A 24,137-nucleotide genomic window follows, 5' to 3' on the forward strand; every position below is an offset into this window, starting at 1 on the left:
GGACAAACTATTTCGCGCCGCTTGCGGACTTTCCGGCGGCAGCGGCGCCCTTTCCCGCCCGCTTGGCCGCCTCGGCCTCGCCCTGCATCCGGTGGAACAGGTCGACGTAGTACGGCAGGCATTCCTTCAAGGCCTGCTCGGTGGTGAACAGCGGCTCGTAACCGAGGTCGCGGCGCGCCTTGGCGATCGAGAAGTAGTTGTCCAGATACAGTCGCTCGACGGCCAGCGGTTCCAGCAACGGCGCGGGAAATCCGAACCGGAAGTGCAACCGCTGCCACCCGGTCATCACCCAGTGCACCGCCGGGCCGGAAACCCTTATCTTGGGCCACTTTTCGCCACACGCCTCCACCACCGGACGGGCGAACTCGAACATGTTGATCGGTTCGGCGTCGTTGATGAAGTAGGCCTGACCGGGGGCGGTGCCACCGGGCACCAGGTGCTCACCGGCCAGGATGAAACCGTGAATCAGGTTGTGCACGTAGGAGTTATCCAGCTTCGCCGACTTGCGACCGACCAGAACCTTGACGTGGCCCTTGATCACGCTCTCGAACAGCTTGCGGAACATCGTCTGATCGCCGCTGCCCCAGATCCCGCTCGGCCGGACCGAACAGGTCAGCATCCCGTCCACGCCGTTCTGCGAGAGGACGTACTTCTCGGCGACCACCTTGGTCTCGGTGTAGAGGTCGTTGAACCGATTCGTGTAGGGCATCGTCTCGTCGCCGTTGGCGATGTTCTGGCCGCCCATCACCACGCTGTTGGACGCCGTGTACACGAAACGCTGGACGCCCGCTTTGCGCCCGGCCTCCACCAGGTTCTCGGTGCCGCCGACGTTGACCGAGAAGCTGCGCTGCCGGTATTCCTCGGTCACCGATGCGCCACCCATCAGTTCGATGATCGCGGCGGTATGGATGATCGTGTCGATGCCCGCCACGGCTGCCTCGCAGACAGCCTTATCGGTGATGTCGCCCTGCAGTACTTCCAACTTCGGATGCTGGGGAAGTGGGGACGGAGCGCGGTCGAAGGAGCGGACCTGATGGCCCCGCTCCAGCAGCGACCTGACCAGATTCGCGCCGACGAAGCCTGAACCTCCGGTCACCAGCACGCTGCCGAGTTCGGTTGTCAGAGATGCATCACCCATGCGGGGGAGCTTAACTGAAACGTGTTCCAATTCGGAATGAAAACGGACCGCTGAATTTCGCCGAAGTCAGCTCTGCTCGGCCTCACCGGCGGCCAGTGCGTCGGTAATCCGTTGGCGCGCACCAGCTAAGTGCTGTTCACAGCGTTTGGCTAGCTGTTCGCCCCTTTCCCACAGCTGCAGCGACGCATCGAGGTCGAGGCCACCCTGTTCCAGTAAGCGCACGACTTCAATTAGCTCATCTCGGCAATCTTCATAGCCCAACGAACTAATGGGAGTAGTGGAACCACTCTCGGCGTCATTCATCGGTGCGTCCTTCACTTGTCGCGGTGATCGCGCCGTCGGCCACGCGTATTCGCAGCCGGGCGCCGTTCGGCGCGTCGTCGACCGTGCGCACGACCTCCGTCGCCGCCTCGTCTTCGGTGAGCACCTGGACCACGGCATAGCCGCGCGCCAGGGTGGCCGCTGGGCCCAGAGTGGCCAGCCGCGCCGTCAGGTGATCGACGCGTTCGGATTCGGCACTGATCATCCGGTTGATGTCGCGGCGCAGCGCCAGTCGGGCGCGGTGCATCTCCTCGGCGCGGGTGGTGACCATGCGCACCGGGTCGGCCAGGACCGGTCGGCTGCGCAGCTGGGCCAGTGCCCGTTCCTCGCGGGACACCCAGTTACGCAACGCGCCGGCATTGCGTCGGCGCAGGTCGTCGATCAGCCGTTGCTCGGCGGCGGTGTCAGGGACCACCTTCTTGGCGGCGTCGGTCGGGGTGGCTGCGCGCAGGTCGGCGACCAGATCGCAGAGCGGATTGTCCGGCTCGTGTCCGACCGCGCTGATCACCGGGGTGCGGCAGGCCGAGATCGCCCGGCACAGCGTCTCATCGGAGAACGGCAGCAGGTCCTCCACACTGCCCCCGCCGCGCGCGATCACGATCACGTCGACCTCCGGATCCCGGTCCAGGTCGCCCAATGCCTCGACAAGCTGCGCGACGGCGTTGACCCCCTGAACGGCCGCGTGCCGGATCGCGAACCGAACCGCAGGCCAACGGGCCGTGGCCACCGTCGTGACGTCCCGCTCGGCATGGCTGGCGCGGCTGGTAATCAATCCGATCACGTTCGGCAGGAACGGAATTGGACGTTTGAGCCGTGGATCGAAGAGTCCCTCGGCGTCCAGCAGCCGGCGCAGCCGCTCGATGCGGGCCAGCAGCTCGCCGATGCCGACGGCGCGAATCTCACTGAGCCGCAACGAGAATGTGCCGCGACCGGTGTAGAACGAGGGCTTGCCGCAGACCACGACCTGGGTACCCTCGGTCAGTTTCACCGGAGCGTTCAGGACCAGGTCGCGCGAGCAGGTCACCGTCAGCGACATGTCGGCCGCCGGGTCGCGCAGCACCATGAACACCGTGCCGGAGTTCGGCCGCAGATTGATCTGGGCCAGCTGTCCCTCGACCCACACCGTGCCCAATTTGTCGATCCAGCCGGCGACCCGGATGGCGACCGCGCGGACCGGGAACGGATTATCCGCTGAATTCGCGGCGGGTTCTCGCTGCGAGGCGCGGGTCACTTGGCGTTCGCGCGAGTGATCCTGTTGGCGAGCAGCGTCTGGAACGGGGCACGGGCCTTGGTGGCCTGCTCATAAGCCAGCAGGGTTTCGAGTTCGGCGACATCCAGCGACTGCAGCCGGGCGCGCAATTGCGCCAGGGTCAGCTGCGGGTAGTCGAGTTCGGTGACAACGGCCGGTGTCGGCACGTTGGACTCGGCAGCGGACTTGGATTGCCGGGATGCGACCGGTGCGGTCGGCAGGTCACCGGCCTCGGCGGTGTCGGACACCGAATACAACGCGAACCGGCCTTCGGCGCGGCGTTCGCCGTCTGTTCCGTCGACCGGAATGTTGGAGAACCCGACGGCGCCGCCGTCGACGACCTCCAGGTCCTCGTCGAACGTGGCCCATTCGGGTTGCTCGTCCTTGGGCGGAAATATCGATTCCAGTGTCGTATCGCCCTTGACAACCAGTTCGGCCAGATTTTGCTGGAAGCGCATCACCAGGTGTGCTGCCTGGCTGGCGAGTGTCATCGGGTACATCATGATGGTCCGCGGGAGCCGTATGGTCTCCTCCACGGCGACTGTCGCCGCGCCGACCAGCAGCCGAACTCCGTACGGTGCAGTAGCCATGCGTCCCAGCCTGCCTCACACAGCGGCTAACGCCAAGCTGCGTGCCGCGAAATGGCGTGTCGGTCGCAGCGGAACGTACCCTGAAGGGCATGGCGCCGACTATTGACATGGGGTTTCCCGGCGCTTCGATATCGGTCAGCCCGGTATCCGGAGTGTCAGACCGCAAGCGGGTACTGCTGGCTGAGCCGCGCGGCTACTGCGCCGGCGTGGACCGGGCGGTCGAGACGGTCGAGCGGGCGCTGGAGAAGCACGGCGCGCCCGTTTACGTGCGGCACGAGATCGTGCACAACCGGCACGTGGTCGACACCCTGGCCGCCGCCGGGGCGATCTTCGTCGAGGAAACCGACGAGGTCCCCGAGGGGGCGATCGTCGTCTTCTCCGCGCACGGGGTGGCACCGACGGTGTACGCGGCCGCGGCCGAACGCAACTTGAAGACCATCGATGCCACCTGCCCGCTGGTCACCAAGGTCCACAACGAAGCCAAGCGCTTCGCCCGCGACGACTACGACATCCTGCTCATCGGCCACGAGGGCCACGAGGAAGTCGTGGGGACAGCCGGGGAAGCTCCCGAACACGTGCAGTTGGTCGACGGGGTGGAAGCGGTCGACCGCGTCACCATTCGTGACGAGGACAAGGTCGTGTGGTTGTCGCAGACCACACTGTCGGTCGACGAAACGATGGAGATCGTCGAGCGACTGCGTGGGCGTTTCCCCAAGCTGCAGGATCCACCCAGCGACGACATCTGCTACGCAACCCAGAACCGCCAGGTAGCGGTCAAGGCGATGGCGCCCGAATGCGAGTTGGTGATCGTCGTCGGTTCGCGTAACTCGTCGAACTCGGTGCGGCTGGTCGAGGTCGCGCTGGGCGCCGGCTCGCGCGCGGCGCACCTGGTCGATTGGGCAGACGACATCGACCCGGCATGGCTGGACGGTGTCACCACGGTCGGCGTCACGTCCGGGGCATCGGTACCGGAGGTACTGGTGCGCGGTGTGCTGGACCGGTTGGCCGAATACGGCTACGACATGGTTCAACCGGTGACGACTGCCAACGAGACGCTGGTGTTCGCCCTTCCGCGGGAGATCCGGCCGGCCCGGTCCCGGAATTAGTCGTCGTACTCCCGGCGCGGGGTGCGCGACCGGCTGCGGCGGCCGGGTTCGTCGCGCGGATCGTTTGCAGGTGCTTGGCCGCGGTAGCGGACCTGCGAGATCGGGTGGTGGCTCGGGGCGCCATTATTAATCCCGCTGGTCCCGTTGGTCCTGTTTGACCCGTTGGGCGCGGCCCGGCGGCGCCGCGGCTCATACAGCGGCTCGTAGGGCGGCTCGTACGCGTCATAGCGGTCGTAGCTGGGGCGGCGTTCGTGGCGGTTGCGGCGTTCGCTGCGCTCGGACGGCTCCGGCCGGTCGTAGGTCTCGTACGGATTGAAGCGCCGGCCGCGCGGCTCCGCTCGGTCGTAGGAGCGCTCGTAGGAGGCGCGGCGGGAGTGTGGCTCGCGGCGCATTTCCCGGGGCGGCGGCGCGCCCAGGTCGGGCTCCTCGGGCGGACGGCGCCGACGCGGGCGCGGCGGCGGGTCGGCGGGGTCGTAGTCCGCGGACGGTCTGCGGGGGCTGCGACGCGGCCGCTCGCCATCGGATTCGTACGTGTCGTCCAGCGACGGCCTGGCGCGCCGGCTGCCGTTGCGGGCTGCGCGCTGAGCCGATCGGCCGTCGCTGCGAGCGGTCCGGCTGGTTCGGGCGCTGCGGTTCCTGACGTGTGCCGGTCGCGCGGCAGTTTCGGCGTTGTCGTCGGAGTCGCCGGTCAGCAGCTCGGTGAATTTGGCGACGATGCCGCTGAACCAGGACGTCTGCGGCTCGTCTTTGGGAGCATCTTCGGAACCGGCTTTTGCCGCTCGGCTGGTGCGGGTGGTTGTCGGGGCGTGCTTGCCGAAATACCACCGGATCATTCCGAGCAACAACACGCCACCGGCGGTACCCAGCATCAGCGGGAAGCGCTCGATCAGCGGATAACCGCAATTGATCAGCAGGTCCTTGAACTTGTCGACCTTGCCGCCATGGAACAGCCAGTACGCGGCGGGCACGCTGCAGAACAGGATCAGCGGCGGCTGGATCACGGCGGTGAACACCGCGGCCTGCCGCACCGCAAGGACCGCGGCTACGCACCCGGCGATGTAACACGCGGCGAAAACGTGGGTCAGTTCCTTCTGGCCGGCGTCGATCGCGTAGCCAACGGCCGTCAATCCGACGGCGATGACTACCGCCGCCCACCACGGCACACCTGGGATGTTGGGGACGATCGAGCGGTGACCTGGCTCCACCGCCGCACTCTCCCGCTGCGCTGACACACGTTGACCGTACCGGCAATACGGCGAAAGCCCCGTATATGGCTGGGACAGTCGCCATCGTGGTGCCCCTAGACTTGATTTTCCGTGAGCCTAAGCCTGGGAATTGTGGGTCTGCCCAACGTCGGCAAGTCGACCCTGTTCAACGCGCTGACGCGGAATAACGTGTTGGCGGCGAACTATCCGTTCGCAACGATCGAGCCGAACGAAGGCGTGGTCTCGTTGCCTGACCCGCGGCTGGACAAGCTCGCGGAGTTGTTCGGGTCGGCACGCGTGGTGCCGGCGCCGGTGACATTCACCGATATCGCCGGACTGGTCAAGGGGGCGTCTGAGGGGGCCGGGCTGGGCAACAAGTTCCTCGCCCATATCCGGGAGTGCGATGCCATCTGTCAGGTGGTGCGGGTGTTCGCCGACGACGATGTGACGCACGTCGCCGGACAGGTCGATCCCAGGTCCGATATCGAGGTCGTAGAGACCGAGCTGATCCTGGCTGACCTGCAGACCCTTGAGCGCGCACTGCCCAGGCTGGAGAAAGAGGCCCGCACCCACAAGGACCGTAAACCCGTGCACGAGGCGGCCGTGGCAGCGCAGCAGATCCTCGACGGCGGCAAGACGCTGTTTGCCGCGGGCACGGACACGTCTTTGCTGCGTGAGCTGAATCTGCTGACCACCAAACCGTTCCTCTATGTCTTCAACGCCGACGAGTCGGTGCTGACCGACCCCGCCCGGGTTGCCGAACTGCGCGAACTCGTCGCGCCCGCCGACGCGGTATTCCTCGATGCGGCAATCGAATCCGAGCTCGTCGAACTCGATGACGAGTCGGCCGCGGAGCTGTTGGAGTCGATCGGGCAGACCGAACGCGGCCTGGATGCATTGGCACGCGCCGGTTTTCACACCCTCAAGTTGCAGACATACCTGACCGCGGGGCCCAAAGAAGCCCGCGCGTGGGTCATTCATCAGGGTGACACCGCGCCTAAAGCGGCCGGGGTGATCCACACCGATTTCGAGAAGGGCTTCATCAAAGCCGAAATCGTGTCCTACGACGACTTGATCACCGCCGGGTCGATGGCGGCGGCCAAGGCGGCCGGCAAGGTGCGGATTGAGGGCAAGGATTACGTGATGGCCGACGGCGACGTGGTGGAGTTCCGGTTCAACGTCTAGGTGCGGGCTCGGTTCAAGGCTGTAGCCGCATGTCAGCGTCACGCTAGAATTCTGTACATGACAACATTGCCGCTTGCCGAGGTCCGGGCGAACTTGTCACGACTCGTTGATGAGGCAGTGCGAACACATCAACGTATCGAGGTGACTCGACAGGGTCGTCGTGCCGCAGTGATCATGAGTGCCGACGACTACGACTCGATCATGGAGACGCTCGATATTTTGAGCGACTCAGAACTTATGAAGGAGCTTCGGCAAGGGCAGCAAGACGTCGCGCGAGGGAACTTCCACACTGCCGATGACGTGGCGAAGGAGATGCGAGCCAACGGGCGACTGCCTCAGTGACCTATGAAGTGGTCTTGTCTCCGGGGGCGCGTAGGGCACTGACAGCAGAACTTCCTCAGGCGGTCGCTGCGGCCTGCTTCCAGTTCATCTACGGACCGCTGGCGGAGAATCCCCGCCGTGTCGGCAAGGCACTCCGCAATGAACTGGCTGGCACCTATTCGGCCAGAAGGGGCGAGTTTCGGGTCATCTACGACATCGATGAGAACCGAATTCGTGTCGAGGTCATCGCAATTCGTCACCGCAGGGACGTGTACCGCTAGGAGATGATGGTCGGCGACGTGATGCGGTGGAGTTCCGGTTGATCGTCTAGTCAGCCGAGGAGAGTGTGCTGTCTTAACTGGACGCCGGCTGAACTGACGGCGTGGACGGAGACGAGGGTGTCGTACTGGGCGCGGTGGGTACTTTGCTCGGAACGCTTGGGGGAGTGAGGGAGCCATACTGCGGGCAGTAGGCCTGGATGGCGGCGCCGGTGAAGTAGGCGGCGTTGAGTGCCGGCCAGTTCGTGGCGTTGGTGACCTTGGCGATCAGGTCCGCATTGCTGGCGTTGGGATTCTCCTTCAGCGAACCGCAAACCACAGTCTTGGCCACTTGAATGGCCTTGTCCGGTGCGCCGAAGTTCATGCCGGAGGTGCTGAGGTTGGCGATGAACGCGTCGTCGGAAGCGTCCGCGTGGGCGGGTGCGGCGAGTACGACGGTAAGGGCCAACGCCGCGATAGCTCTGCCGATCATGGGTCCCCCTCTGGTGCAAGCCGCGCTGTGCCCGGTAGCTGGAATTTTAGCCGCAGACCGGAATAGGCCTTGCTTGGCTTTCGGTTGAGGGAAATTCTTGGTAGATGACCAAGCTGGAGACGACCAAAGAGCGGACAAGACGGTGGCTCGTGCTGGTGACTGGTGGGTTGGCGCTGTCGGCTTTCGGCATAGCAGGCAGCCCTTGGGCGCAAGCCGCCCCGGCACCGCAACCGCCCAGCAGTCACTGGTGCCCGGGTGATTTCTGGGATCCAGGTTGGGACGACATCTACAACTGGGACTGGAATCAATGCCACGACTGGCAAGGCCCGGCCGGTCAAGGTGCGATGGCCGGGTGGGGACCGTGGGGTCCCCCGCCTGGCTGGGCACCGCCGAAGCCGCCGCCACCGTCGTGGGCGCCGGGGGCGAAGCTGATGTACAACCCGACGGTGAATAGCTGGGGCTTCTGGAACAACGGGATATGGACGCCGGTCTGACTCTCGGTTTGCGCCGACGAACATTGTTCCCATCCATGTACTACGCTGTGTAGTATTCGCTGGGGAGGTTCCCATGAGGTGGCGGGGTGTCAGCCACGTCGAGTTCGCGGTGCTGGACTACGACGGATCGCTTGAGTTCTACGATGCGCTGTTCGGTTGGCTCGGCTACGACAGCTTCTCGTCCCTGAACATGGAGTACCAGTCCGTTTACTACATGACGCGATATCTCAACCCGCACAGCTACATCGGCATCCAACCGGCCCGTACCGGCGAGAAGTTGGCGCACAGCGACCAGGCGGTCGGCGTCAACCACATCGCGTTGTGGGCTCGCGGGCGGAAGGAAGTCGACCGCTTTCACCGCGAATTTCTGCTCGAGCGAGGCATTCTCGTCACCGACGAACCCAAGGAGTACCCGCAGTACTGGCCCGGCTATTACGCGGTGTTCTTCGATGACCCGATCAATGGAATCCACTGGGAACTGGCTTGGGTACCGAAAGTCCCTAGCCCACGCCAACTTTGGTCCTTCTACCGGACGATCAAGGCTTTCGCCAAGAGTCGGGCGGACTTGGCGAACACGGTGCCCGGAGTTACCTGGCAGGCCAGGCGGAGCCTGCCGCGCCGGTAAGCGTTGCCGGGAAAACCAACAACGGTCTTGCCCAGGTCAGCCCGGGCCGGGCCGCAGGGATGGGTATCGGCGGTCGGGCAAAGCACGCGTGGTCCACTGGCCGGCGTCGACCGGCGCCCGAAAGGGCGCGCCGGCAAGCGCTGTGCCGCAATCAACACAATTGCTGTGCCATTCGTCCAAGTTGCAACAAAGCACATCAGTAGGTATGCCCCACATGTAAGCTAATTTGCTACGCATTAGCTTGTGTCACAAAGATCACTTTTGTGCCCGCTTATTGATTTAAGTGTGATCTTTGAGATGTATATGCAGGTCAACGCCACATTTATCGTAATCCGTGATTAGCGCCACAAATTTTGATTTCCTATTCATAATTTCGGTAGCGTCCGCCGCATGATTGCTCTAGCAACGCTATTGGCGCTCGTTAATCAGGTATCCGGGACACCGTATATCCCGGGTGGCGATTCTCCCGCCGGAACCGACTGTTCAGGGTTGGCTTCGTGGGTAGCAAATGCTGCAGTCGAGCGGCCCGTGTTCGGCAGCCGGTTCAATACCGGGAACGAAGAGGCTGCATTGGCGGCTCGCGGCTTCCAGCACGGAACCGCCCCCAATGCCCTGGTGATCGGTTGGAACGGTGGTCACACGGCGGTCACCCTGCCGGACGGCACCCCCGTGTCCAGCGGTGAGGGCGGTGGCGTCCGTATCGGCGGCGCGGGCGCCTACCAGTCAGGATTCACTCACCACATGTTCCTACCGATGGATCTCGAGATGCTGGAAGGCGAGCCGCCCCTGCCAGGCGAACCCGCGGGGCCTGTCGAACTCGTCGACGCCGTCGCGCCTGAGCCGGTGCCACCGGCCCCCGAATTCGCCCCGCCGGCACCGGAACCGGCCCCCGAACTCGCCCCGCCGGCGCCGGAACCGGCACCCGAACCAGGTCCGGTCGGCGAACCTGAGTTGGCGGAATCATAACCGCGAATCCATACGTCAGCTAACTATTTGATTACGCCCGTCGGCGCTATTGTGGGCTGCCTCACAAAGCGCCGCCGGGCGTGATTCATATCAAATCCGCATTTGATTACGCACCAATAGGGCTTATCGTGGCGCAGTTCAATTCACGCTGAGCCGTAGGCTCGATTCGGCCGGTCCGAAGCCATTAGGATGACCGAGACCCTGCCGGAAGGAGCCATATGACCGCCTCGACGACCCACCTAGGGGGCGTGATCGCCGCTACCCAGGATGCGGTAGCCGCGGACAAGGCCAATGCGCAGGTCGTCTTCCGGGCCTCGGCCGGCGCCCACGATGCGGTCGCCAGCACGGTCAGTCTCGGGCAATACCGAGTCGAGGTCGACGAGCCGCCTCAGTTGGGTGGCGAAGGCAAGGCTCCCAATCCGGTGGAGTACTACCTGGCCTCGCTACTGTCCTGCCAGATCGTGACTTGGCGCTTCTATGCCGAAAAGCTGGGCGTCGCGGTCGACGAGATCACCGCGCATGCTGAAGGTGACCTCGATGTTCGCGGCTTCTTCGGCTTGGACGACGGCGTGCGCGCCGGGTTCGGTGAAGTCCGCGTGGTGGTCAACGTCAAAGGGCCAGAACCGCTCGAGCGTTACCGCGAACTGCAGGAAGCCGTCGACGCGCACTGCCCGGTACTGGACCTGACCCGAAACCCCACGCCGGTGATCACCCGCGTGGAAATCGGCTGACCGATCAGGCGATAACCGCAATCTCCTTACCCAGCTCATATCCCGGCGCCAACGGCAGTGTGTCGCCGCTCCAGAACTTGCCGGGGTCAAACCAATTCGTGTCCTTGTCGGTGACGAGCAGTCCCATTGCCTCATAGGTGATCGCCACCGTCTCGGCGCAATACGCTGTCTCCAGGCCCATCTTGCGCTGGGCCGTTTTCCGGCGCTCGGTTCTCTCCCGAACCTTCTTGTCCACCAACGGAATTCCCCGGAACCAGTCATTGACGGTGGGGAGGCGTCCGCGCAGCCAACGCCCCGTCAGGCGCGCCGTGGTCGGAAATGCGGTGCCGCTCATCCGGGCGATGACGCGCAGCAGTTCGTTCTCCTGCTCACGGTTGGCATATGGCGTCAGTTCGCGGAACCAGCACCGCTGGTGGTAGCGCTCGGTCCACCGCTGAAAGACCTGACGGGCGTCGTTGAGCTGAACGCCCCGCTGGTTGGTTCCGGTCCACATGTCCACGAGCTTCTCGCCCAGTTCGGCGTGCCAGATGAGCGGTGGTAGGTCGTCGATGGCCACCGTCATCCCGACGTGGTTCACCGGGGCGTTCGTCAACGTCTGAATGGCGCGGTCGGGGCCGGACACCCCGCGGAACAACCACAGGTCACCGGTGCGTGTTTCCGCCAATACTTGGTCCAAGCTCAGAGTGCTCGAGTTCACCACAGCACTGTAAGGGGAGAGCGGCGGCGTTAGCCTGTTCTGATGCGCAACATCTGGAAGTGGGTCGGGCTGGCGAGTGTCGCGGGCGTGGTGGCCGGCGGCGCCCTGGTGGTGCGCGATCAACGCAAGCGGCGGGCTTACACACCCGACGAGATCCGGGCACGGCTGCACCAGCGGCTGGCCGAATCCGACGGCGGGGACCCTCAGTCCCCCGCGGATTCGGCCTCGACCGCGAACAACCGGTAACTACCCGAGAACCCTTTCAATTCGACTTCGCGGCCGTCGTCGAAGCTGATGTCGTCGCACTCGTGGACGGCGTCGCGCACGGGCTCACTCACCAGAATCTGACCGCCCTCAGCCTGTGCGGCTACTCGGGCGGCCATCGCGACGTTGCGACCGAACAGATCATCGCCGCGGCGCACCGAGCGTCCCATGTGCACGCCGATTCGTACCCGAATCTCGTGGTGCCGCTTGCGTTTTGCGTCCCTGACCAGTGCCTGCTGGATGTCGACGCCGCACCGCACCGCCTGGTCGGCACGGGAAAACGCGACCATGTATCCGTCGCCCTGGCTCTTCACAACGTGTCCCTCGCGTTTGCGCACCCGCTCTTGAACCAATTTGTCGTGCGCCGCAATCAGTTTCACCCAGGCGCGGTCGCCGATCCGCTCGTTGAGGGCCGTGGACTCCTCGATATCGGAGAACAAGATCACCACCCGGCCGTCCCGGGTCACCCTGGCCAGGTCGGGTCGTTCCACCTCCGCCCAATCGGCGAGGTCTTCGATCGAACTGCGCACCACGGCGCCGAAGCCTTCCTTGCGCATCAGGTTGGCGGTGTTCCACAGCGTCTTGACGGTTTCGCGTCCGCCGGACCAGAGCCGCTGGCCGACGTCGGTCCGTTGCCGCAACTCGTCCAATTCCGCGCGGCTGCGCTGCAGCAGTACCCCTAGCGTGACCAGTCCGGCGGCCTCGATCGCCGCGAGACCGGCCACCGCGTAGAGGGCGAGATGAAGCGGATCGCTCATGTCGGTCATCTTCTCAGGGCGCCCGGGCGTCCTCCTTGTCGGGCGAATTCGCGGTGTCTAGGGTTGAGTTTGGTCGCCGCGGGGAAGCAATTCTGCATAGCCAATCTGCAGAGCCAATCTGCAGAGCCAATTGAACGTCCTGGAGGTGGGGAATTGGCCGACGGCGAAGAAGGCGCATCAGATGTGTTCGTAATTTTCGGTCTCACCGGCGATTTAGCGCGAAAAATGACCTTCCGAGCGCTCTACCGGTTGGAATACCGCGAGATGCTGGACTGCCCCATCCTGGGGGTGGCCAGTGACGAGATGTCGGTGGAGCAGGTGGTTGCACTGGCTCGCGAAGCCATCGAAGACTCCGGTGAGGACCTCGACGACGCCACGTTCGAGCGACTAGCGGACCGGCTGTCCTACCTGCATGGAGATGTCACCGACAGCCAGCTCTACCAGGAGCTGGCCGAGCGCCTCGAATCCAGAGAGCGGCCGTTGTTCTACCTGGAGATGCCGCCGTCCTTGTTCGCTCCGATCGTGGAGAACCTCGGTGAAGCGGGCCTGCTGGAGCACGCGCGGGTAGCGGTGGAGAAGCCGTTCGGCCACGACTACGAATCCGCGTGCGAACTCAACACCCGGTTACGCGCGGTGCTGGATGAAAAGCAGATCATGCGGGTGGACCACTTCTTGGGCAAGCAACCCGTCGTGGAGCTGGAGTTTCTGCGCTTCGCCAATCGGGCGCTGGCAAAGCTGTGGGACCGCGACAGCGTTGCCGCAATCCAGATCACCATGGGTGAGAACTTCGGTGTGGAGACTCGCGGCAAGTTCTACGACGCCGTTGGCGCGCTGCGCGACGTGGTGCAGAATCATCTGCTGCAGGTGCTCGCGCTGGTCGCGATGGAACCTCCGGTCGGCCCCAGCGCCGACGACCTCAACGACAAGAAGGCCGAGGTGTTGCGAGCCATACCGGCTTTGCAGCCAGAACAGTGCGTCCGCGGTCAGTACCGTGGCTACACCGATGTCCCCGAAGTGGCGAAGGACTCGCAGACCGAAACCTTCGTCGCACTGCGCACCGAGATCGACAACTGGCGGTGGGCGGGGGTGCCGGTGTTCCTGCGGGCCGGGAAAGGGCTGCCGGAGAAGGTAACCGAAGTCAGGCTGTTGCTCCGGCGCACGCCCGGTCTCTGCTTTCTGCCCGTGGCCAAGCCGGCCGAGCCCAATCAGATTGTGTTACGCATCGACCCTGAATCGGGCATGCGCCTGCAGCTTTCGGGCAAGGTGGGCGACGATTGGCAGGACGTGCACCTGGACTCCTCGTTCGCCGAGGATCTCGGCGAACCGCAACGCCCGTACGAACACCTGTTTCACGCCGCGCTGACCGGAGACCACCAGCACTTCGCCCGGATCGACAGCATCGAACACACCTGGCGAATCGTGCAGCCGCTGCTGGACAAGCCCGGCGAAATCCACCCGTACGACTGCGGTACCTGGGGCCCCGAGGCGGCGAATGCACTACTGGAAGGTCACCACCCCTGGCAAGAGCCGTGGATGCCCAAGAACAAAAAGTGAGGAGCGAAAAACAATGCAGCTAGGCATGATTGGGCTTGGTCGGATGGGTTCCAACATTGTTCGCCGGGTGGCGAAAGGCGGACACGAATGTGTGGTGTACGACCACAGCTCTGAGGCGGTGGAGGCGATGGCCTGCGAGGACAACGTCACCGGCGTATCGTCGCTGGCCGAGCTGCGGGACAAGCTCGAAGCGCCCCGGGTCGTCTGGGTGATGGTACCCGCGGGCACCATCACCACCGGCGTGATCGACGAATTGGCCGACACCCTCGAGTCGGGCGACATCGTCATCGACGGCGGCAACTCGTACTACCGTGACGACATCCGGCACGCGGAGACGTTGGCCAAGAACGGGATTCGGCTGCTGGACTGTGGCACCAGCGGCGGGGTGTGGGGCCGGGAGCGTGGTTACTGCCTGATGGTCGGCGGTGATTCGGATGCCTTCGACCACGCCGAGCCGATCCTCGCCACCGTCGCACCGGGTGTCGACGCCGCACCGCGCACCCCGGGCCGCGACGGCGAAGTCGCGCAACCGGAGCGGGGCTACCTGTACTGCGGGCCGGCCGGGGCGGGGCACTTTGTGAAGATGGTGCACAACGGAATTGAGTACGGGATGATGGCCTCGCTCGCCGAAGGCCTGAACATCCTGCGCAACGCCGACATCGGCACCCGCATCGAACAGGGCGACGCCGAAACTGCCCCGTTGTCCAATCCCGAGTACTACCAATACGACTTCGACATTCCTGACGTTGCCGAGGTATGGCGGCGGGGCAGTGTTATCGGCTCCTGGCTGCTCGACCTCACCGCCAGTGCGCTGCGTGAATCGCCCGATTTGAAGGAATTCTCGGGCCGGGTCTCCGATTCCGGAGAAGGACGGTGGACGTCGATTGCCGCCATCGACGAGGGCGTTCCCGCGCCGGTGCTGACGACCGCCCTGCAGTCCCGGTTCGCCTCTCGCGACCTCGACGACTTCGCCAACAAGGCGCTGTCGGCGATGCGCAAGCAGTTCGGCGGGCACGCCGAGAAACCGGCCAACTAAGGGCGCGCCCCTGCCGCCGAGAGTGCAATACGCGACGGCTTAGCGGCGTGTCGCGTCGGGAATTGCACACTCGGCGCCGTTCGGGGTGGTGGCTAGCTCGGCGCCTTACACGTCCTGGCTAGCTCGAGCGCTCCACGAAAGCCACCACTACTTCGCTGAAGGCATCATTGTCATCGCCCGCCGCGGTGTGCCCAGCATTGGACAGCTCGACAAACTCCGCGCGGGGCACCTGATTCAGGAAATGCTCGACGCCCTCGGGGCTGACGACATCGGACAGCTTGCCGCGGATCAACAGGACCGGAATCGCGAGATTGGCGGCGGCCTCCTCGAAACCCTCGGTGCGCAGTTCGGGGTCGTCTCCCGGCTTGGTCATGAATGCCGGATCCCAATGCCAATACCAGCGTCCGTCGCGCAGGCGCAAATTCTTTTTCAGGCCCTCCGGGCTGCGCGGCTTGGTCCGGTGCGGCAGATAGGCGGCGACGGCGTCGGCGGCCTCTTCCAACGATTCGAAACCGTCGATGTTGGTGAGCATGAAATCGCGGATTCGGGCGCTGCCGTTCTTCTCGAATCGCGGTACCACGTCGACGAGCACCAGCTTGGTGACCTTCTCGGGACCGGCCCGGTCTGCGACCAGGATGCCCGTCAACCCACCCATGCTGGCCCCGATGATGACCACCGGCCGGGCGAGCGTGTCCAGCACACGCATGACGTCGGCGGTCAGCGTCTCGACGTCGTAGTCGGCGTTCGGTGCGCGGTCGCTGTCACCGTGTCCGCGGGTGTCCAGGGCGACCACGTGGAATCCGTCGTCGGCCAGGATCTGGCCGGTGTTCTTCCAGGAGAACCGATTCTGGCCGCCGCCGTGCAACATCAGAATCGTCGGTCGGTTGGCGGCTGAGTCGGCGCCGCGGTTCCATTCGTCGGCAATCAGCGCAAGCCCGTCCACTCCCGAGAACTCGACCGTCTGTGAGGTGCTCATGTGGTCAGTCTCTCCTTGGGTTCGGGTTGCTGTTCAGCCAGGTATGCGGTGATGACTTCGATCAGCATCTCGCGGTCGCGGCTGCTGTCCAACGGCTTCGGCCAGGTCAGCTGAACCGCCACCAGACCGCGGATGGTGCTCCAGATCAGGTTGCCCAGTCGTGTCGCCTGCGCCGGTGCCAAACCGGAGCCGAGGTGCTCGCCGATCTCGGCCATCCGCGCCGACATAGCCGCTAAGTGCGCGTTGGCGGAGGCGGTACGGGCGCCGCGGGTGGCGATCAGGATTTCCAGAGCCGCCATCGAAGTGGGGCTGGAGAATGCCTCCCAGACTGCCTCGACGACGAATGCCGGCCGGTGTTCGGTCGCGATCAGCGCCGCACGGGCCGGCAGCGTGTCGAGCGTGTCGAGCAGCTCACGAAATCCTCTGTCCACCACCGCCATCAGGATGCCGTGCAGATCACCGAAGTGGTATTGAACTGCGCCCCAAGTCATTCCGGCGCGTTCGGTGATCTGCCTGATGCTGGGCGGGGCGAACCCCTCCTGCAGCACGTAACGCACCGTCTCGTCGATGACTGTTTGACGGCTGCGTTCGGCGCGCGCCTGCGCCCCGCCGGGTGGCCTGCGCGGCCTGGTCATAACCTCACCGCATTACGCCGTGCAGGTGGTCGAGCGGTCGGAGGTCGTGAGCGGCCAGTATTCCGCTGGGGGCGCGGCACACCGCATCGATCAGGTTGACCACGCGCGCCGCGGTGGCGATCACTCCGCCCTCGTTGTGATCGATGTGCCCACCCAGGTGCGTGTTGATTTCGACACCCGGACTTCCCGCTACGACGACGCGGTGCACGCCGGGCCGGCCGTCCGGCGGATAGGCCCAGTCCGGCGCGGCGGCCGCTCCGAGCCGGTTGACGTGCTCCATCGTGATGACCGTCTGGCCGTCGCGGATGCCGTCGACACCGAACCGGACGGCCGCGACCTGTCCCGGGTCCACATGCATCATCACGCAGTCGATCGGCTCGGGCGTGACCCACTTCTCGCAGCGTTCCCGCACCTCGTCGAGTTCCACGCCCAGGTCCTTGGCCAGGCTGCGCACCTGGACTCCCCACATCGAAGTGAGCACACCGGGCAAGAACATCACCGGTGTGTGATCCGGTGGCGCGCCGAAACCGAAACTGACACCGGTGAATTCGGCGTCGTCATAACTGGCGTAGTCACAGATCTCCTGCACCGTGATGCTGGTCGCGCGTTCGGTAAGGCTCAGCGCGGTGTAGGCCAGAGTGTCCCCGGAGAAACCCGGGTCGACACCGTTTATGTACAGCGTCGAATCACCCTCGGCGCACGCCCGCTGCAGTGGCTCGCGCAGCCAGTCACCCGCCTGATCGGGGGCCACCAGCCAGACGAAGGAGGATCCGACGACATTCGTCCCGGCCCGCAGGAACCCGGCGATCTCTTTGACCGCATCCTTGGGCCGGGTCTCCGCTTGCGAGGTGTAGACGACGCAGTCGGCTGCCAGGGCCCGCAGCGCCTCGGCGTCGTCGGTGGCCAGCACACCGGTGGGCGCGGGCAGCCCGCACAGCTCAGCCGCATCGCGCCCCACCTTGTCCGGGCTGGCTGCGTGCACCCCGACCAGTTCGAGGTCGGGTCGCTCGATCAGCATCCGCAGGGCGTGCCGGCCGACATTGCCCGTCGAATACTGAATGACCCTGCGCCTCAGATGGTTGCCCACCGCGATCTCCTCACATCAAGTCGGTGATGGTCTTCAGGCCGGCCTCGTAGAGCACGCCCGGCAGCATGCCGCCGTCCATTTCGATGGTGGTCCCGTTGATGAAATCGGTTGTGCCCGAGGCTAAGAAGACGACGGTGCGGCCCACCTCGGCGGGTTCACCACCGCGCTTCATCGGTACCTTCGCGAAATATTCGGCGCCGGTCGGGTCGTCCTTGTCGAGCACGAACGCGCGGAAGTTGTCGGTGATTGTCGGGCCCAGCGCCACGCAGTTGACACGAACCTTCGGCCCCCACTCCTGCGCCAGCGAACGAGTCAGATGGTTGAGCCCGGCTTTGGCGGCGCCGTAGGACACCAGCGTCGGTGCCCCCGCGGGGTGGCCGGCCCCGCTGGAGATGTTGACGATGCAACCGGTGCCGTCCTGCGTCTTCATCTGCCGGTAGGCGCGGATCGCGAACCACATCGGGCTGATCAGGTTCATCTGCACCGCGAACGCGTGGAACAGTGCGGTGCGTTCGAAGTCGTCGGCGCTGCGCGGGGTGCCCTGCAGTCGTTGCACCAGCTCCGGAATGTCATCGACGTGGGGTGCAGGCACGGTGCCGCCGGCATTGTTCACCAGGATGTCAATGCGGCCGTAGCGGTCTACGACGTGTTGTACGAAGGCATCGATCGCGTGGTAATCGCCTTGGTCGCAGACTAGTTGGGCGCTGCGTTGCGCCCACTGCGGTTCCGATTCGACACCCGGCAGGGCATCCAGGTGCGTGCGCGAACAGCCCACGACCGTGGCTCCCGCTCGCAGCAATTCGTGCGCGATGCCGACGCCGACGCCGCGGCTGGTTCCGGTGACGACGGCGACTTTGCCGTCCAGCGAGCCCACCGATGGATGATTACACTTGTAATCTTTTTCGGCAAGCGGGAGAACGTGGGGCCTCGTCACCGCAGAGCCGATGAGTTCTCGTCGCCGCCGCGGTCTATCCCTGCAGATGACCAAACAAGAAGGAGGCGACCAATGCCAACGATCACGCCCTCACTGTGGTTCGACGACAACCTGGAGGAGGCGGCGGAGTTCTATACCTCGGTATTTCCGAACTCGCACATCGAGGGATTCACCCGGTATACCGAGGTGGGCCCAGGGGAGCCGGGTTCGGTGGCGTGCGGAACGTTCGTCCTGGACGGTGCGCGGTTCTTCGCGATCAACGGTGGCCCCGCGTTCTCCTTCGACGAGGCGGTTTCGTTCATGGTCAGCTGCAAGGACCAGGACGAAGTGGACTACTACTGGGACCGCCTGGTCGATGGCGGCGCGGAGTCCGAGTGTGGCTGGCTGAAGGATCGTTTCGGTCTGAGCTGGCAGATTGTGCCGGATCGGTTGTTGGAGTTGATCAACGATCCGGACCCGGCCCGGGCGGCCGCGGCTACCAAGGCGATGCACGGGATGCGCAAGATCGTGATTGCCGATCTCGAGCAGGCCGTCACCACCGCCTGAGCCGTACTGCCCTGGTCGGCGTGGTGCGGCCGAGGTCGCCGTTCTTGTCCCGTTGACGGCCGGTTACGTTGGACTGGTCGAGCAAACGGCGAACAGGAGTCGAGTTGTCTGAACCACGCTGGATCGACGTGAAAGGTCCTAACGGTGACCTGAAGGCGCTCACCTGGGGACCCGACGACGCCCCGATTGCGTTGTGTCTACACGGATTTCCGGACACCGCATACGGATGGCGCAAACTCGCACCGCGACTGGCCGAATCCGGCTGGCGGGTTGTCGCGCCGTTCATGCGCGGCTACGCGCCCTCGGCGATCCCGGCCGACGGCAGCTATCACATCGGCGCGTTGATGGACGACGCCCTGCGGGTCCGGACGGCTGCGGGTGGCACCGAGCGCGACGTGGTAATCGGCCATGACTGGGGTGCGATCGCGGCGACGGGCCTGGCGGCCATGCCCGAAAGCCCGTTCGCCAAGGCGGTCATCATGTCCGTGCCGCCGTCGGGCGCCTTCCGGACCCTAGACGGGGTACCGGACCGCGGCCGCCTACTTCGCGAGCTGTCCCGCCAGCTGGTGCGCAGCTGGTACATCAGCTATTTCCAGTTGCCCATGTTGCCGGAGCGATCCGCATCCTGGGTGGTTCCGCTGTTGTGGCGGCGTTGGTCGCCCGGCTACCGCGCCGAGGACGATCTGCGCCACGTCGACGCCGCGATCGGAACGCCGCAAAGTTGGCGCGCGGCGTTGGGCCCGTACCGCGCCACGATCCGCAACACCAGACCTCCCGCGCAGTATGCGGAATTGCACCGGCACTGGACCGAAGCCCCGCGGCTGCCGACGCTGTACCTGCACGGCCAGGACGACGGTTGTATGACAGCGGCTTTCACGCGCTGGGTGGAACCGATACTGCCCAAGGACAGCGGGGTATCCGTCGTCTCGCAGGCCGGGCACTTCCTGCAGCTCGAGCAGCCGGACAAGGTCGCCAATCTGATCCTGACTTTCATCGGTTCATCCGGCTGAGGTGGTGAGCGGGCACCGGATGGCCGCCGTCGACGCGCAGTTCTACTGGATGTCGGCCAAGATCCCCAGCGATCAGTTCCTGCTGTATGCCTTCGGCGGTGAACCCGATGATCTGGGCGCGGCCATCGAGCGTGTCCGCGAGCGCGCCCGCCGCTGCCCGGACCTGACCATGCGGGTGGCCGACGAATGCCTCGTGCGCTATCCGCGGTGGGTGCCCACGCCGGTCGGGACCGATCAGGTGGTCCGCCACGAACTGGCCGACGACAACTGGGACGGTTGTCTGGCCGCGGTGGTCGGGCTGGCTGATGACCAGCTCGACGTCCGGCACATGCCGTGGCGCCTACACGTGTTCACGCCGGTGCACGCTATTCCGGGAGTCGCCGGACCCGGAGCCGTGGCCGTGCTGCAGGTTGCGCACGCATTGGGTGACGGCGCCCGGGCTTCGGCCATGGCAGCCTGGCTGTTCGGCCGGCCCGAGCCGGTGCACCAGGTGGCCGTGCCGCGGGGCGGGTTCCCACCGCGGCTGGCCGTTGCAGCCGCCCGCGCTCACCGCCAACTCGTGCGGGACACCGAGGCCGGTCTGGTGCGGCCGGGGGTGGGGTTGCGTCCGTTGGTAACCACGAACACGCGTCCGGGCGCGGCCCGCTCAGTACGGACGCTGGTGCGACGGCGGAGCCAAGTAGCCGGGCCGACGGTCACCGTCGGGGTGCTGGCCGCGGTAGCTGAGGCGATGGCGGGATTGATTGGCGGGCAAACTGATTCGTTGGGCGCGGAGGTGCCGATGGCCAAACCTGGTACGCCGCTCGCCTATAACCATTTCGGCAACGCCGTGGTCGGCATGTACCCGAACCTCGGCCGCGGCGACCGGATGCAGCGCATCGCGAACGACCTCGCCGACGCCCGCCGCCGGTTCGGACACCCCGCGGCCCGCGCCGGCGACCGAGCCTTCGCGGCAGTCCCTGCGTCGTTGTTGCGTTGGGGGGTATCGCGTTTCGATCCGAACGTCCGGCCGGGCCAGGTGGCGGGTAACACCGTGTTGTCCAGCGTTTACCGCGGTGCGGCAGACCTGACTTTCGGTGCAGCCCCGGTGGTGCTCACGGCCGGTTATCCCGCCCTCTCGACGGCGATGGGTTTGACGCACGGCGTGCACGGTATTGGCGACACCGTGGCGATCAGCGTGCACGCGGCAAAGTCGGCGGTACCAGACATCGACAGCTATCTCCGGCTGCTGGACGCGGCCTTGTAGATCATTGCGCGTAAGTCACTGCGCGTCACCGGATCTGGCGGCTTCCTCACGGGTGAGGCCGACCGCCAGGATCAATTCCTCGTGCAGCTCGAACCACACCGTGTGATAGGAGTCGATCAACGGCCTTGTCAGCCAAGCGTTCTCGCCCGCCTTCACTTTCTTTAGTGCCGCAGTCAATTTCACTGGGTAGCCGGCGAGCCGCGGCAGCTGCTCGGTGACCGTGGCGATGATCGGCAGCACCCGTCGGTGCACGCCGTCGAGACGAGCCAGCACCGCGGCGTCGTAGTCTGCATCGTCGTGATTGTTCGGCTGGCCGTCCTTGAGCTGCCAGTCGGTGACCAGAGCCTTGAATTCGGTGTTCACCGAACGGAATTCGTCGTAGGCCGCCGTCAGCACGGCTGCATCGATGCCTTGGCGCTCGGCGGCGAGCAACTCGGACAACCGGGCGCGCCCTTCCGGGGTTATCCGCACGGTGGGCCCCTCGACGAGCAGCCCGTCGGCGGCGAGTCGGCGGACCGTCTCGGTCACCTCCGCGCCCAGGGTCATGGCCAGGTCGGACGGACTCACCCGGCCCTTCAACCGGACGGTCTGCAGCACCGCTAGCTCGCTCATCGGTTGGTCCGTGCGCGGATCGCGTGCAGCATGCTGATCAGTGGCGTCGGGGAGACGACGTCGGTGTGTCCCGCTGCCAGGGCCGCACGCGCAGCCGGCTCGGACGGGTCGATCCTGGGGTAGTCGCCGCTGGAATGCGCACGCAGCGGACTGACCCGCAACGCGATCTCGGCCAGCTCACGTAACTCCGGTGTGTCGCCTTCCGACCATGCCGTCAACGCCAAAATCCCTTGTCGCACTTCGCCCTCGTAGCCATCCACAGTTATCTCCTTGCCGGCCAGCGCTGCGGCGACGCCGACGCCGCAGCCCACTACGGCGACCGTGCCGAGTTCGCGGCTGACCACCGCTGCGTGACTCGCCGCACCACCGACCTCGGTGACGATGCCTTGGGCTGCCAGCATGCCCAGCACATCCTCGGGCCTGGTGTGGTCGCGCACCAGGATGACGGGCTCGCCCCGCTCGGCGGCGTCCAATGCCTCGCCAACGTCGGTGTAGGCCGTGCCGGTCGCGATGCCCGGGCAGGCAGGCAACCCCTTGGCCAGCAGTTCGGCCCTCAGACGGCTTTCCGGCTGCAATGCCGGCTGCAGTACCGCTTCGACGTCTGCCGGAGCCACTCGGCGCAACGTCTCGGCGTCGTCGATCAGGCCTTCGCGATGCAGCTGCAGCGCCAGCCGCACGGTGGCGGGTGCCGATCGTTCGGCGCTGCGGGTTTGCAGCAGCCACAACTTCCCGTCTTCGACGGTGAATTCGATTTCCTGGACGTCGGCGTGGAGCTGTTCGAGCCGCCGGGCCGCGGCCATCAATTCCTCGTAGACGCCCGGTATCTCGGCGCGCAGCGCAGTGATCGGCTCGACGTCGACGAGCCCGGACACCACATCGTCACCCTGGCCGCCGGACAGCCACTCACCGAACGGCTCGTTGACTCCGGTGATCGGATTGCGTGACGAAAGCACGCCGGCGCCGGACTTCACCGGCTGATTGCCGAACACCATCGCCTGCACCACTACCGCTGTGCCGCTTTGTTCGTCGAGCCCGTGATGGTTGCGGTAGGCGACGGCGCGGGGGGAGTGCCACGAGGCGAAGACGGCTTCGATGCCGGCGCGCAACTGGGCGTAGGGATCTTGGTCGGGCTCGGGACCGGCGTCGCCGCCCGAGACGATGCGCCGATACATGCTGCTGAACCGTCGACGGGTATCGCGGGCGAACTCGGCCGTGGTCTCCGCGGCCAAAGCCTGCTCGACGACGTCGTTGATGCCCAGGTCCAGAATCGTGTCCATCATGCCCGGCATCGACTGGGTGGCTCCGGAGCGCACACTGACCAACAACGGGCGCGGACCTCGACCGAACGTGCGCGAGGTCTGTTCCTCCAGCCACCCCATCCGGTCCAGAACGTCTTCCCAGATTGCATCGATCGTGAGCCCCGGCTCTGCGAGATAACGCAGCCCCACCTCGGTGGTGATGCAGAACGCGGGCGGCACCGGCAAAGCGTGGCGACGCATCGTGTCGATGCCGTGGCCTTTGTTCCCCAGGATCTCTCGCGGATGCTGCGTCCGGCCGTCGAGCAATACCACCGCGTCGCGCAGGGTGCCTGATGGGCAGGCGTGGCGTCGCGCGACTCCTGCCATACCGCACCCCCTCGTCGTTGCCGGAACGCCAGCAATGGTCCCACACCTGGCACCCGCCCTCGGCTGCTCCGCCGCTGCTGTTACAGCTATGCCCGATGCTTTAGTTTTGACGCTATGACTCCCTACGATCTCGGGTTACTGATCCTGCGGCTGGTGTTGGGTCTGACGCTTGCCGCGCATGGCTTGAACAAATTCTTCGGCGGTGGCCGGATACCTGGCACCGCGCGGTGGTTTGACAGCATCGGGATGAAGCCCGGCAAGTACCACGCGACCATCGCGGCGACCACCGAGACAGCTGCCGGGCTGGGCCTGGCCGCCGGGTTGCTGACCCCGATCCCCGCGGCGGGATTCGTGTCGTTGATGATCGTCGCGGCCTGGACCGTGCATCGGGCCAACGGTTTTTTCATCGTCAAGGAGGGCTGGGAGTACAACCTGGTCCTGGCCCTGAGCGCGGTGGTGGTCGCCACGCTGGGTGC

The 24,137-nt window shown here is 65.4% G+C and carries 28 protein-coding genes and 1 pseudogene; 15 read left to right on the forward strand and 14 right to left on the reverse strand.

The window, feature by feature from the left end; translation table 11 throughout:
- Positions 1–7: 7 nt before the first annotated feature.
- The 4 genes from A5636_RS22100 to A5636_RS22115 form a co-directional block, all read right to left on the reverse strand.
- Entirely contained in the window at positions 8–1,138 is a 1,131-nt protein-coding gene (locus A5636_RS22100; protein WP_065160775.1) for a 3-beta-hydroxysteroid dehydrogenase, read from the reverse strand.
- 66 nt (positions 1,139–1,204) lie between these two features.
- Positions 1,205–1,441 (reverse strand): exodeoxyribonuclease VII small subunit, encoded by a 237-nt coding sequence (locus A5636_RS22105; protein WP_065160776.1) that lies wholly within the window; start codon positions 1,439–1,441, stop codon positions 1,205–1,207.
- Positions 1,434–2,690: an exodeoxyribonuclease VII large subunit gene (gene xseA, locus A5636_RS22110; protein WP_065160777.1), complete on the reverse strand. Its 1,257-nt coding sequence runs from the start codon at positions 2,688–2,690 to the stop codon at positions 1,434–1,436. Before xseA ends, A5636_RS22105 begins: the two co-directional genes overlap by 8 nt.
- Positions 2,687–3,298 (reverse strand): lipid droplet-associated protein, encoded by a 612-nt coding sequence (locus A5636_RS22115; protein WP_065160778.1) that lies wholly within the window; start codon positions 3,296–3,298, stop codon positions 2,687–2,689. The genes xseA and A5636_RS22115 overlap by 4 nt, the downstream gene beginning before the upstream one ends.
- A gap of 89 nt (positions 3,299–3,387) precedes the next feature.
- On the opposite strand from A5636_RS22115, the gene A5636_RS22120 reads away from it, so the two are divergent.
- Entirely contained in the window at positions 3,388–4,404 is a 1,017-nt protein-coding gene (locus tag A5636_RS22120; protein ID WP_065160779.1) for a 4-hydroxy-3-methylbut-2-enyl diphosphate reductase, read from the forward strand.
- On the opposite strand, the gene A5636_RS22125 is transcribed toward A5636_RS22120, so the two are convergent.
- Positions 4,401–5,636 carry a DUF6542 domain-containing protein gene (locus tag A5636_RS22125; protein ID WP_216638861.1) on the reverse strand — a complete coding sequence of 412 codons (1,236 nt, stop codon included), beginning with the start codon at positions 5,634–5,636 and terminating at the stop codon, positions 4,401–4,403. The two genes, A5636_RS22120 and A5636_RS22125, sit on opposite strands and share 4 nt — an antisense overlap.
- A gap of 84 nt (positions 5,637–5,720) precedes the next feature.
- On the opposite strand from A5636_RS22125, the gene ychF reads away from it, so the two are divergent.
- Genes ychF through A5636_RS22140 form a run of 3 tightly spaced genes read left to right on the forward strand, consistent with a single transcriptional unit; the run spans position 5,721 to position 7,396 of the window.
- A complete protein-coding gene (gene ychF / locus A5636_RS22130) occupies positions 5,721–6,794 on the forward strand; it encodes a redox-regulated ATPase YchF (protein ID WP_065160780.1) in 1,074 nt (357 codons plus the stop codon).
- A 57-nt stretch (positions 6,795–6,851) separates the two neighbouring features.
- Positions 6,852–7,136 carry a type II toxin-antitoxin system Phd/YefM family antitoxin gene (locus tag A5636_RS22135; protein WP_065160797.1) on the forward strand — a complete coding sequence of 95 codons (285 nt, stop codon included), beginning with the start codon at positions 6,852–6,854 and terminating at the stop codon, positions 7,134–7,136.
- On the forward strand, positions 7,133–7,396 hold the full coding sequence (locus A5636_RS22140) for a type II toxin-antitoxin system RelE family toxin (RefSeq protein ID WP_065160781.1): 264 nt from the start codon (positions 7,133–7,135) through the stop codon (positions 7,394–7,396). Before A5636_RS22135 ends, A5636_RS22140 begins: the two co-directional genes overlap by 4 nt.
- A gap of 73 nt (positions 7,397–7,469) precedes the next feature.
- Here the strand turns inward: A5636_RS22140 and A5636_RS22145 are convergent, their stop codons facing one another.
- Positions 7,470–7,865, reverse strand: a complete 396-nt coding sequence (locus A5636_RS22145; RefSeq protein WP_065160782.1) for a DUF732 domain-containing protein — start codon at positions 7,863–7,865, stop codon at positions 7,470–7,472.
- Positions 7,866–7,969: 104 nt separating this feature from the next.
- Between A5636_RS22145 and A5636_RS25795 the strand changes: the two genes are divergently transcribed.
- The 4 genes and pseudogenes from A5636_RS25795 (at position 7,970) to A5636_RS22160 (ending at position 10,681) form a co-directional block, all read left to right on the forward strand.
- Positions 7,970–8,359: a hypothetical protein gene (locus A5636_RS25795; RefSeq protein ID WP_172827295.1), complete on the forward strand. Its 390-nt coding sequence runs from the start codon at positions 7,970–7,972 to the stop codon at positions 8,357–8,359.
- A 73-nt stretch (positions 8,360–8,432) separates the two neighbouring features.
- Complete coding sequence (locus tag A5636_RS22150; protein ID WP_065160783.1) at positions 8,433–8,984, forward strand: VOC family protein; 552 nt, start codon at positions 8,433–8,435, stop codon at positions 8,982–8,984.
- Between the two features lie 334 nt (positions 8,985–9,318).
- Positions 9,319–9,857 (forward strand): annotated as a pseudogene (locus tag A5636_RS22155) (hypothetical protein); the annotation flags it as partial.
- A gap of 311 nt (positions 9,858–10,168) precedes the next feature.
- Positions 10,169–10,681, forward strand: coding sequence for an OsmC family protein (locus A5636_RS22160; protein ID WP_065160784.1), 513 nt, complete (start codon positions 10,169–10,171; stop codon positions 10,679–10,681).
- A 4-nt stretch (positions 10,682–10,685) separates the two neighbouring features.
- On the opposite strand, the gene A5636_RS22165 is transcribed toward A5636_RS22160, so the two are convergent.
- Positions 10,686–11,378 (reverse strand): guanylate cyclase, encoded by a 693-nt coding sequence (locus A5636_RS22165; protein ID WP_065160799.1) that lies wholly within the window; start codon positions 11,376–11,378, stop codon positions 10,686–10,688.
- Between the two features lie 42 nt (positions 11,379–11,420).
- Between A5636_RS22165 and A5636_RS26905 the strand changes: the two genes are divergently transcribed.
- On the forward strand, positions 11,421–11,624 hold the full coding sequence (locus A5636_RS26905) for a hypothetical protein (protein WP_065160785.1): 204 nt from the start codon (positions 11,421–11,423) through the stop codon (positions 11,622–11,624).
- Here A5636_RS26905 and A5636_RS22175 read toward each other — a convergent pair.
- Complete coding sequence (locus A5636_RS22175; RefSeq protein ID WP_065160786.1) at positions 11,582–12,409, reverse strand: adenylate/guanylate cyclase domain-containing protein; 828 nt, start codon at positions 12,407–12,409, stop codon at positions 11,582–11,584. The genes A5636_RS26905 and A5636_RS22175 overlap by 43 nt on opposite strands.
- A 144-nt stretch (positions 12,410–12,553) precedes the next feature.
- On the opposite strand from A5636_RS22175, the gene A5636_RS22180 reads away from it, so the two are divergent.
- Both A5636_RS22180 and gnd read left to right on the forward strand, forming a co-directional pair.
- Positions 12,554–13,954, forward strand: coding sequence for a glucose-6-phosphate dehydrogenase (locus tag A5636_RS22180; protein ID WP_065160787.1), 1,401 nt, complete (start codon positions 12,554–12,556; stop codon positions 13,952–13,954).
- Positions 13,955–13,967: 13 nt separating this feature from the next.
- Complete coding sequence (gene gnd, locus A5636_RS22185) at positions 13,968–14,990, forward strand: phosphogluconate dehydrogenase (NAD(+)-dependent, decarboxylating) (protein WP_065160788.1); 1,023 nt, start codon at positions 13,968–13,970, stop codon at positions 14,988–14,990.
- A gap of 118 nt (positions 14,991–15,108) precedes the next feature.
- Here gnd and A5636_RS22190 read toward each other — a convergent pair whose 3' ends face one another.
- The 4 genes from A5636_RS22190 to A5636_RS22205 form a co-directional block, all read right to left on the reverse strand.
- Positions 15,109–15,966, reverse strand: a complete 858-nt coding sequence (locus A5636_RS22190) for an alpha/beta fold hydrolase (protein WP_065160789.1) — start codon at positions 15,964–15,966, stop codon at positions 15,109–15,111.
- Positions 15,963–16,601, reverse strand: coding sequence for a TetR/AcrR family transcriptional regulator (locus tag A5636_RS22195; protein ID WP_065160790.1), 639 nt, complete (start codon positions 16,599–16,601; stop codon positions 15,963–15,965). Before A5636_RS22195 ends, A5636_RS22190 begins: the two co-directional genes overlap by 4 nt.
- Before the next feature lie 4 nt (positions 16,602–16,605).
- A complete protein-coding gene (locus A5636_RS22200; protein WP_065160800.1) occupies positions 16,606–17,619 on the reverse strand; it encodes an NAD(P)H-dependent amine dehydrogenase family protein in 1,014 nt (337 codons plus the stop codon).
- A 79-nt stretch (positions 17,620–17,698) separates the two neighbouring features.
- On the reverse strand, positions 17,699–18,562 hold the full coding sequence (locus A5636_RS22205) for an SDR family NAD(P)-dependent oxidoreductase (RefSeq protein ID WP_065160791.1): 864 nt from the start codon (positions 18,560–18,562) through the stop codon (positions 17,699–17,701).
- A 132-nt stretch (positions 18,563–18,694) separates the two neighbouring features.
- Here A5636_RS22205 and A5636_RS22210 point away from each other — a divergent pair, with 132 nt between their 5' ends.
- From A5636_RS22210 to A5636_RS22220, 3 genes are all read left to right on the forward strand, one after another.
- The gene (locus A5636_RS22210) at positions 18,695–19,168 is read left to right on the forward strand and encodes a VOC family protein (protein ID WP_065160792.1); all 474 of its coding nucleotides are present in this window, start codon (positions 18,695–18,697) and stop codon (positions 19,166–19,168) included.
- Positions 19,169–19,272: 104 nt separating this feature from the next.
- Complete coding sequence (locus A5636_RS22215; RefSeq protein WP_065160801.1) at positions 19,273–20,178, forward strand: alpha/beta fold hydrolase; 906 nt, start codon at positions 19,273–19,275, stop codon at positions 20,176–20,178.
- Between the two features lie 4 nt (positions 20,179–20,182).
- On the forward strand, positions 20,183–21,424 hold the full coding sequence (locus A5636_RS22220) for a WS/DGAT domain-containing protein (RefSeq protein ID WP_081287936.1): 1,242 nt from the start codon (positions 20,183–20,185) through the stop codon (positions 21,422–21,424).
- 15 nt (positions 21,425–21,439) lie between these two features.
- On the opposite strand, the gene A5636_RS22225 is transcribed toward A5636_RS22220, so the two are convergent.
- Together A5636_RS22225 and A5636_RS22230 are read right to left on the reverse strand one after the other, a co-directional pair.
- Positions 21,440–22,036 (reverse strand): hypothetical protein, encoded by a 597-nt coding sequence (locus A5636_RS22225; protein ID WP_065160793.1) that lies wholly within the window; start codon positions 22,034–22,036, stop codon positions 21,440–21,442.
- Positions 22,033–23,661, reverse strand: a complete 1,629-nt coding sequence (locus A5636_RS22230; protein ID WP_081287934.1) for a pyruvate, phosphate dikinase — start codon at positions 23,659–23,661, stop codon at positions 22,033–22,035. Before A5636_RS22230 ends, A5636_RS22225 begins: the two co-directional genes overlap by 4 nt.
- A gap of 114 nt (positions 23,662–23,775) precedes the next feature.
- Here A5636_RS22230 and A5636_RS22235 point away from each other — a divergent pair.
- Positions 23,776–24,137: DoxX family protein (locus tag A5636_RS22235; RefSeq protein WP_065160794.1), on the forward strand; the 362-nt coding region annotated here is incomplete at its 3' end.

Origin of the sequence: Mycobacterium asiaticum, from assembly GCF_001673315.1 — a bacterium.
GTDB classification, from domain to species: Bacteria; Actinomycetota; Actinomycetes; order Mycobacteriales; family Mycobacteriaceae; genus Mycobacterium; species Mycobacterium asiaticum_B.

Excerpts from the sequence above, each read along its gene's own strand:
- A5636_RS22100 (WP_065160775.1), bottom strand. The coding sequence starts at position 1,138 with ATGGGTGATGCATCTCTGACAACCGAACTCGGCAGCGTGCTGGTGACC.
- A5636_RS22105 (WP_065160776.1), bottom strand. The coding sequence starts at position 1,441 with ATGAATGACGCCGAGAGTGGTTCCACTACTCCCATTAGTTCGTTGGGC.
- A5636_RS22115 (WP_065160778.1), bottom strand. The coding sequence starts at position 3,298 with ATGGCTACTGCACCGTACGGAGTTCGGCTGCTGGTCGGCGCGGCGACA.
- A5636_RS22120 (WP_065160779.1), top strand. The coding sequence starts at position 3,388 with ATGGCGCCGACTATTGACATGGGGTTTCCCGGCGCTTCGATATCGGTC.
- A5636_RS22135 (WP_065160797.1), top strand. The coding sequence starts at position 6,852 with ATGACAACATTGCCGCTTGCCGAGGTCCGGGCGAACTTGTCACGACTC.
- A5636_RS22145 (WP_065160782.1), bottom strand. The coding sequence starts at position 7,865 with ATGATCGGCAGAGCTATCGCGGCGTTGGCCCTTACCGTCGTACTCGCC.
- A5636_RS25795 (WP_172827295.1), top strand. The coding sequence starts at position 7,970 with ATGACCAAGCTGGAGACGACCAAAGAGCGGACAAGACGGTGGCTCGTG.
- A5636_RS22150 (WP_065160783.1), top strand. The coding sequence starts at position 8,433 with ATGAGGTGGCGGGGTGTCAGCCACGTCGAGTTCGCGGTGCTGGACTAC.
- A5636_RS22160 (WP_065160784.1), top strand. The coding sequence starts at position 10,169 with ATGACCGCCTCGACGACCCACCTAGGGGGCGTGATCGCCGCTACCCAG.
- A5636_RS26905 (WP_065160785.1), top strand. The coding sequence starts at position 11,421 with ATGCGCAACATCTGGAAGTGGGTCGGGCTGGCGAGTGTCGCGGGCGTG.
- A5636_RS22175 (WP_065160786.1), bottom strand. The coding sequence starts at position 12,409 with ATGACCGACATGAGCGATCCGCTTCATCTCGCCCTCTACGCGGTGGCC.
- gnd (WP_065160788.1), top strand. The coding sequence starts at position 13,968 with ATGCAGCTAGGCATGATTGGGCTTGGTCGGATGGGTTCCAACATTGTT.
- A5636_RS22190 (WP_065160789.1), bottom strand. The coding sequence starts at position 15,966 with ATGAGCACCTCACAGACGGTCGAGTTCTCGGGAGTGGACGGGCTTGCG.
- A5636_RS22195 (WP_065160790.1), bottom strand. The coding sequence starts at position 16,601 with ATGACCAGGCCGCGCAGGCCACCCGGCGGGGCGCAGGCGCGCGCCGAA.
- A5636_RS22200 (WP_065160800.1), bottom strand. The coding sequence starts at position 17,619 with ATGCTGATCGAGCGACCCGACCTCGAACTGGTCGGGGTGCACGCAGCC.
- A5636_RS22210 (WP_065160792.1), top strand. The coding sequence starts at position 18,695 with ATGCCAACGATCACGCCCTCACTGTGGTTCGACGACAACCTGGAGGAG.
- A5636_RS22225 (WP_065160793.1), bottom strand. The coding sequence starts at position 22,036 with ATGAGCGAGCTAGCGGTGCTGCAGACCGTCCGGTTGAAGGGCCGGGTG.
- A5636_RS22230 (WP_081287934.1), bottom strand. The coding sequence starts at position 23,661 with ATGGCAGGAGTCGCGCGACGCCACGCCTGCCCATCAGGCACCCTGCGC.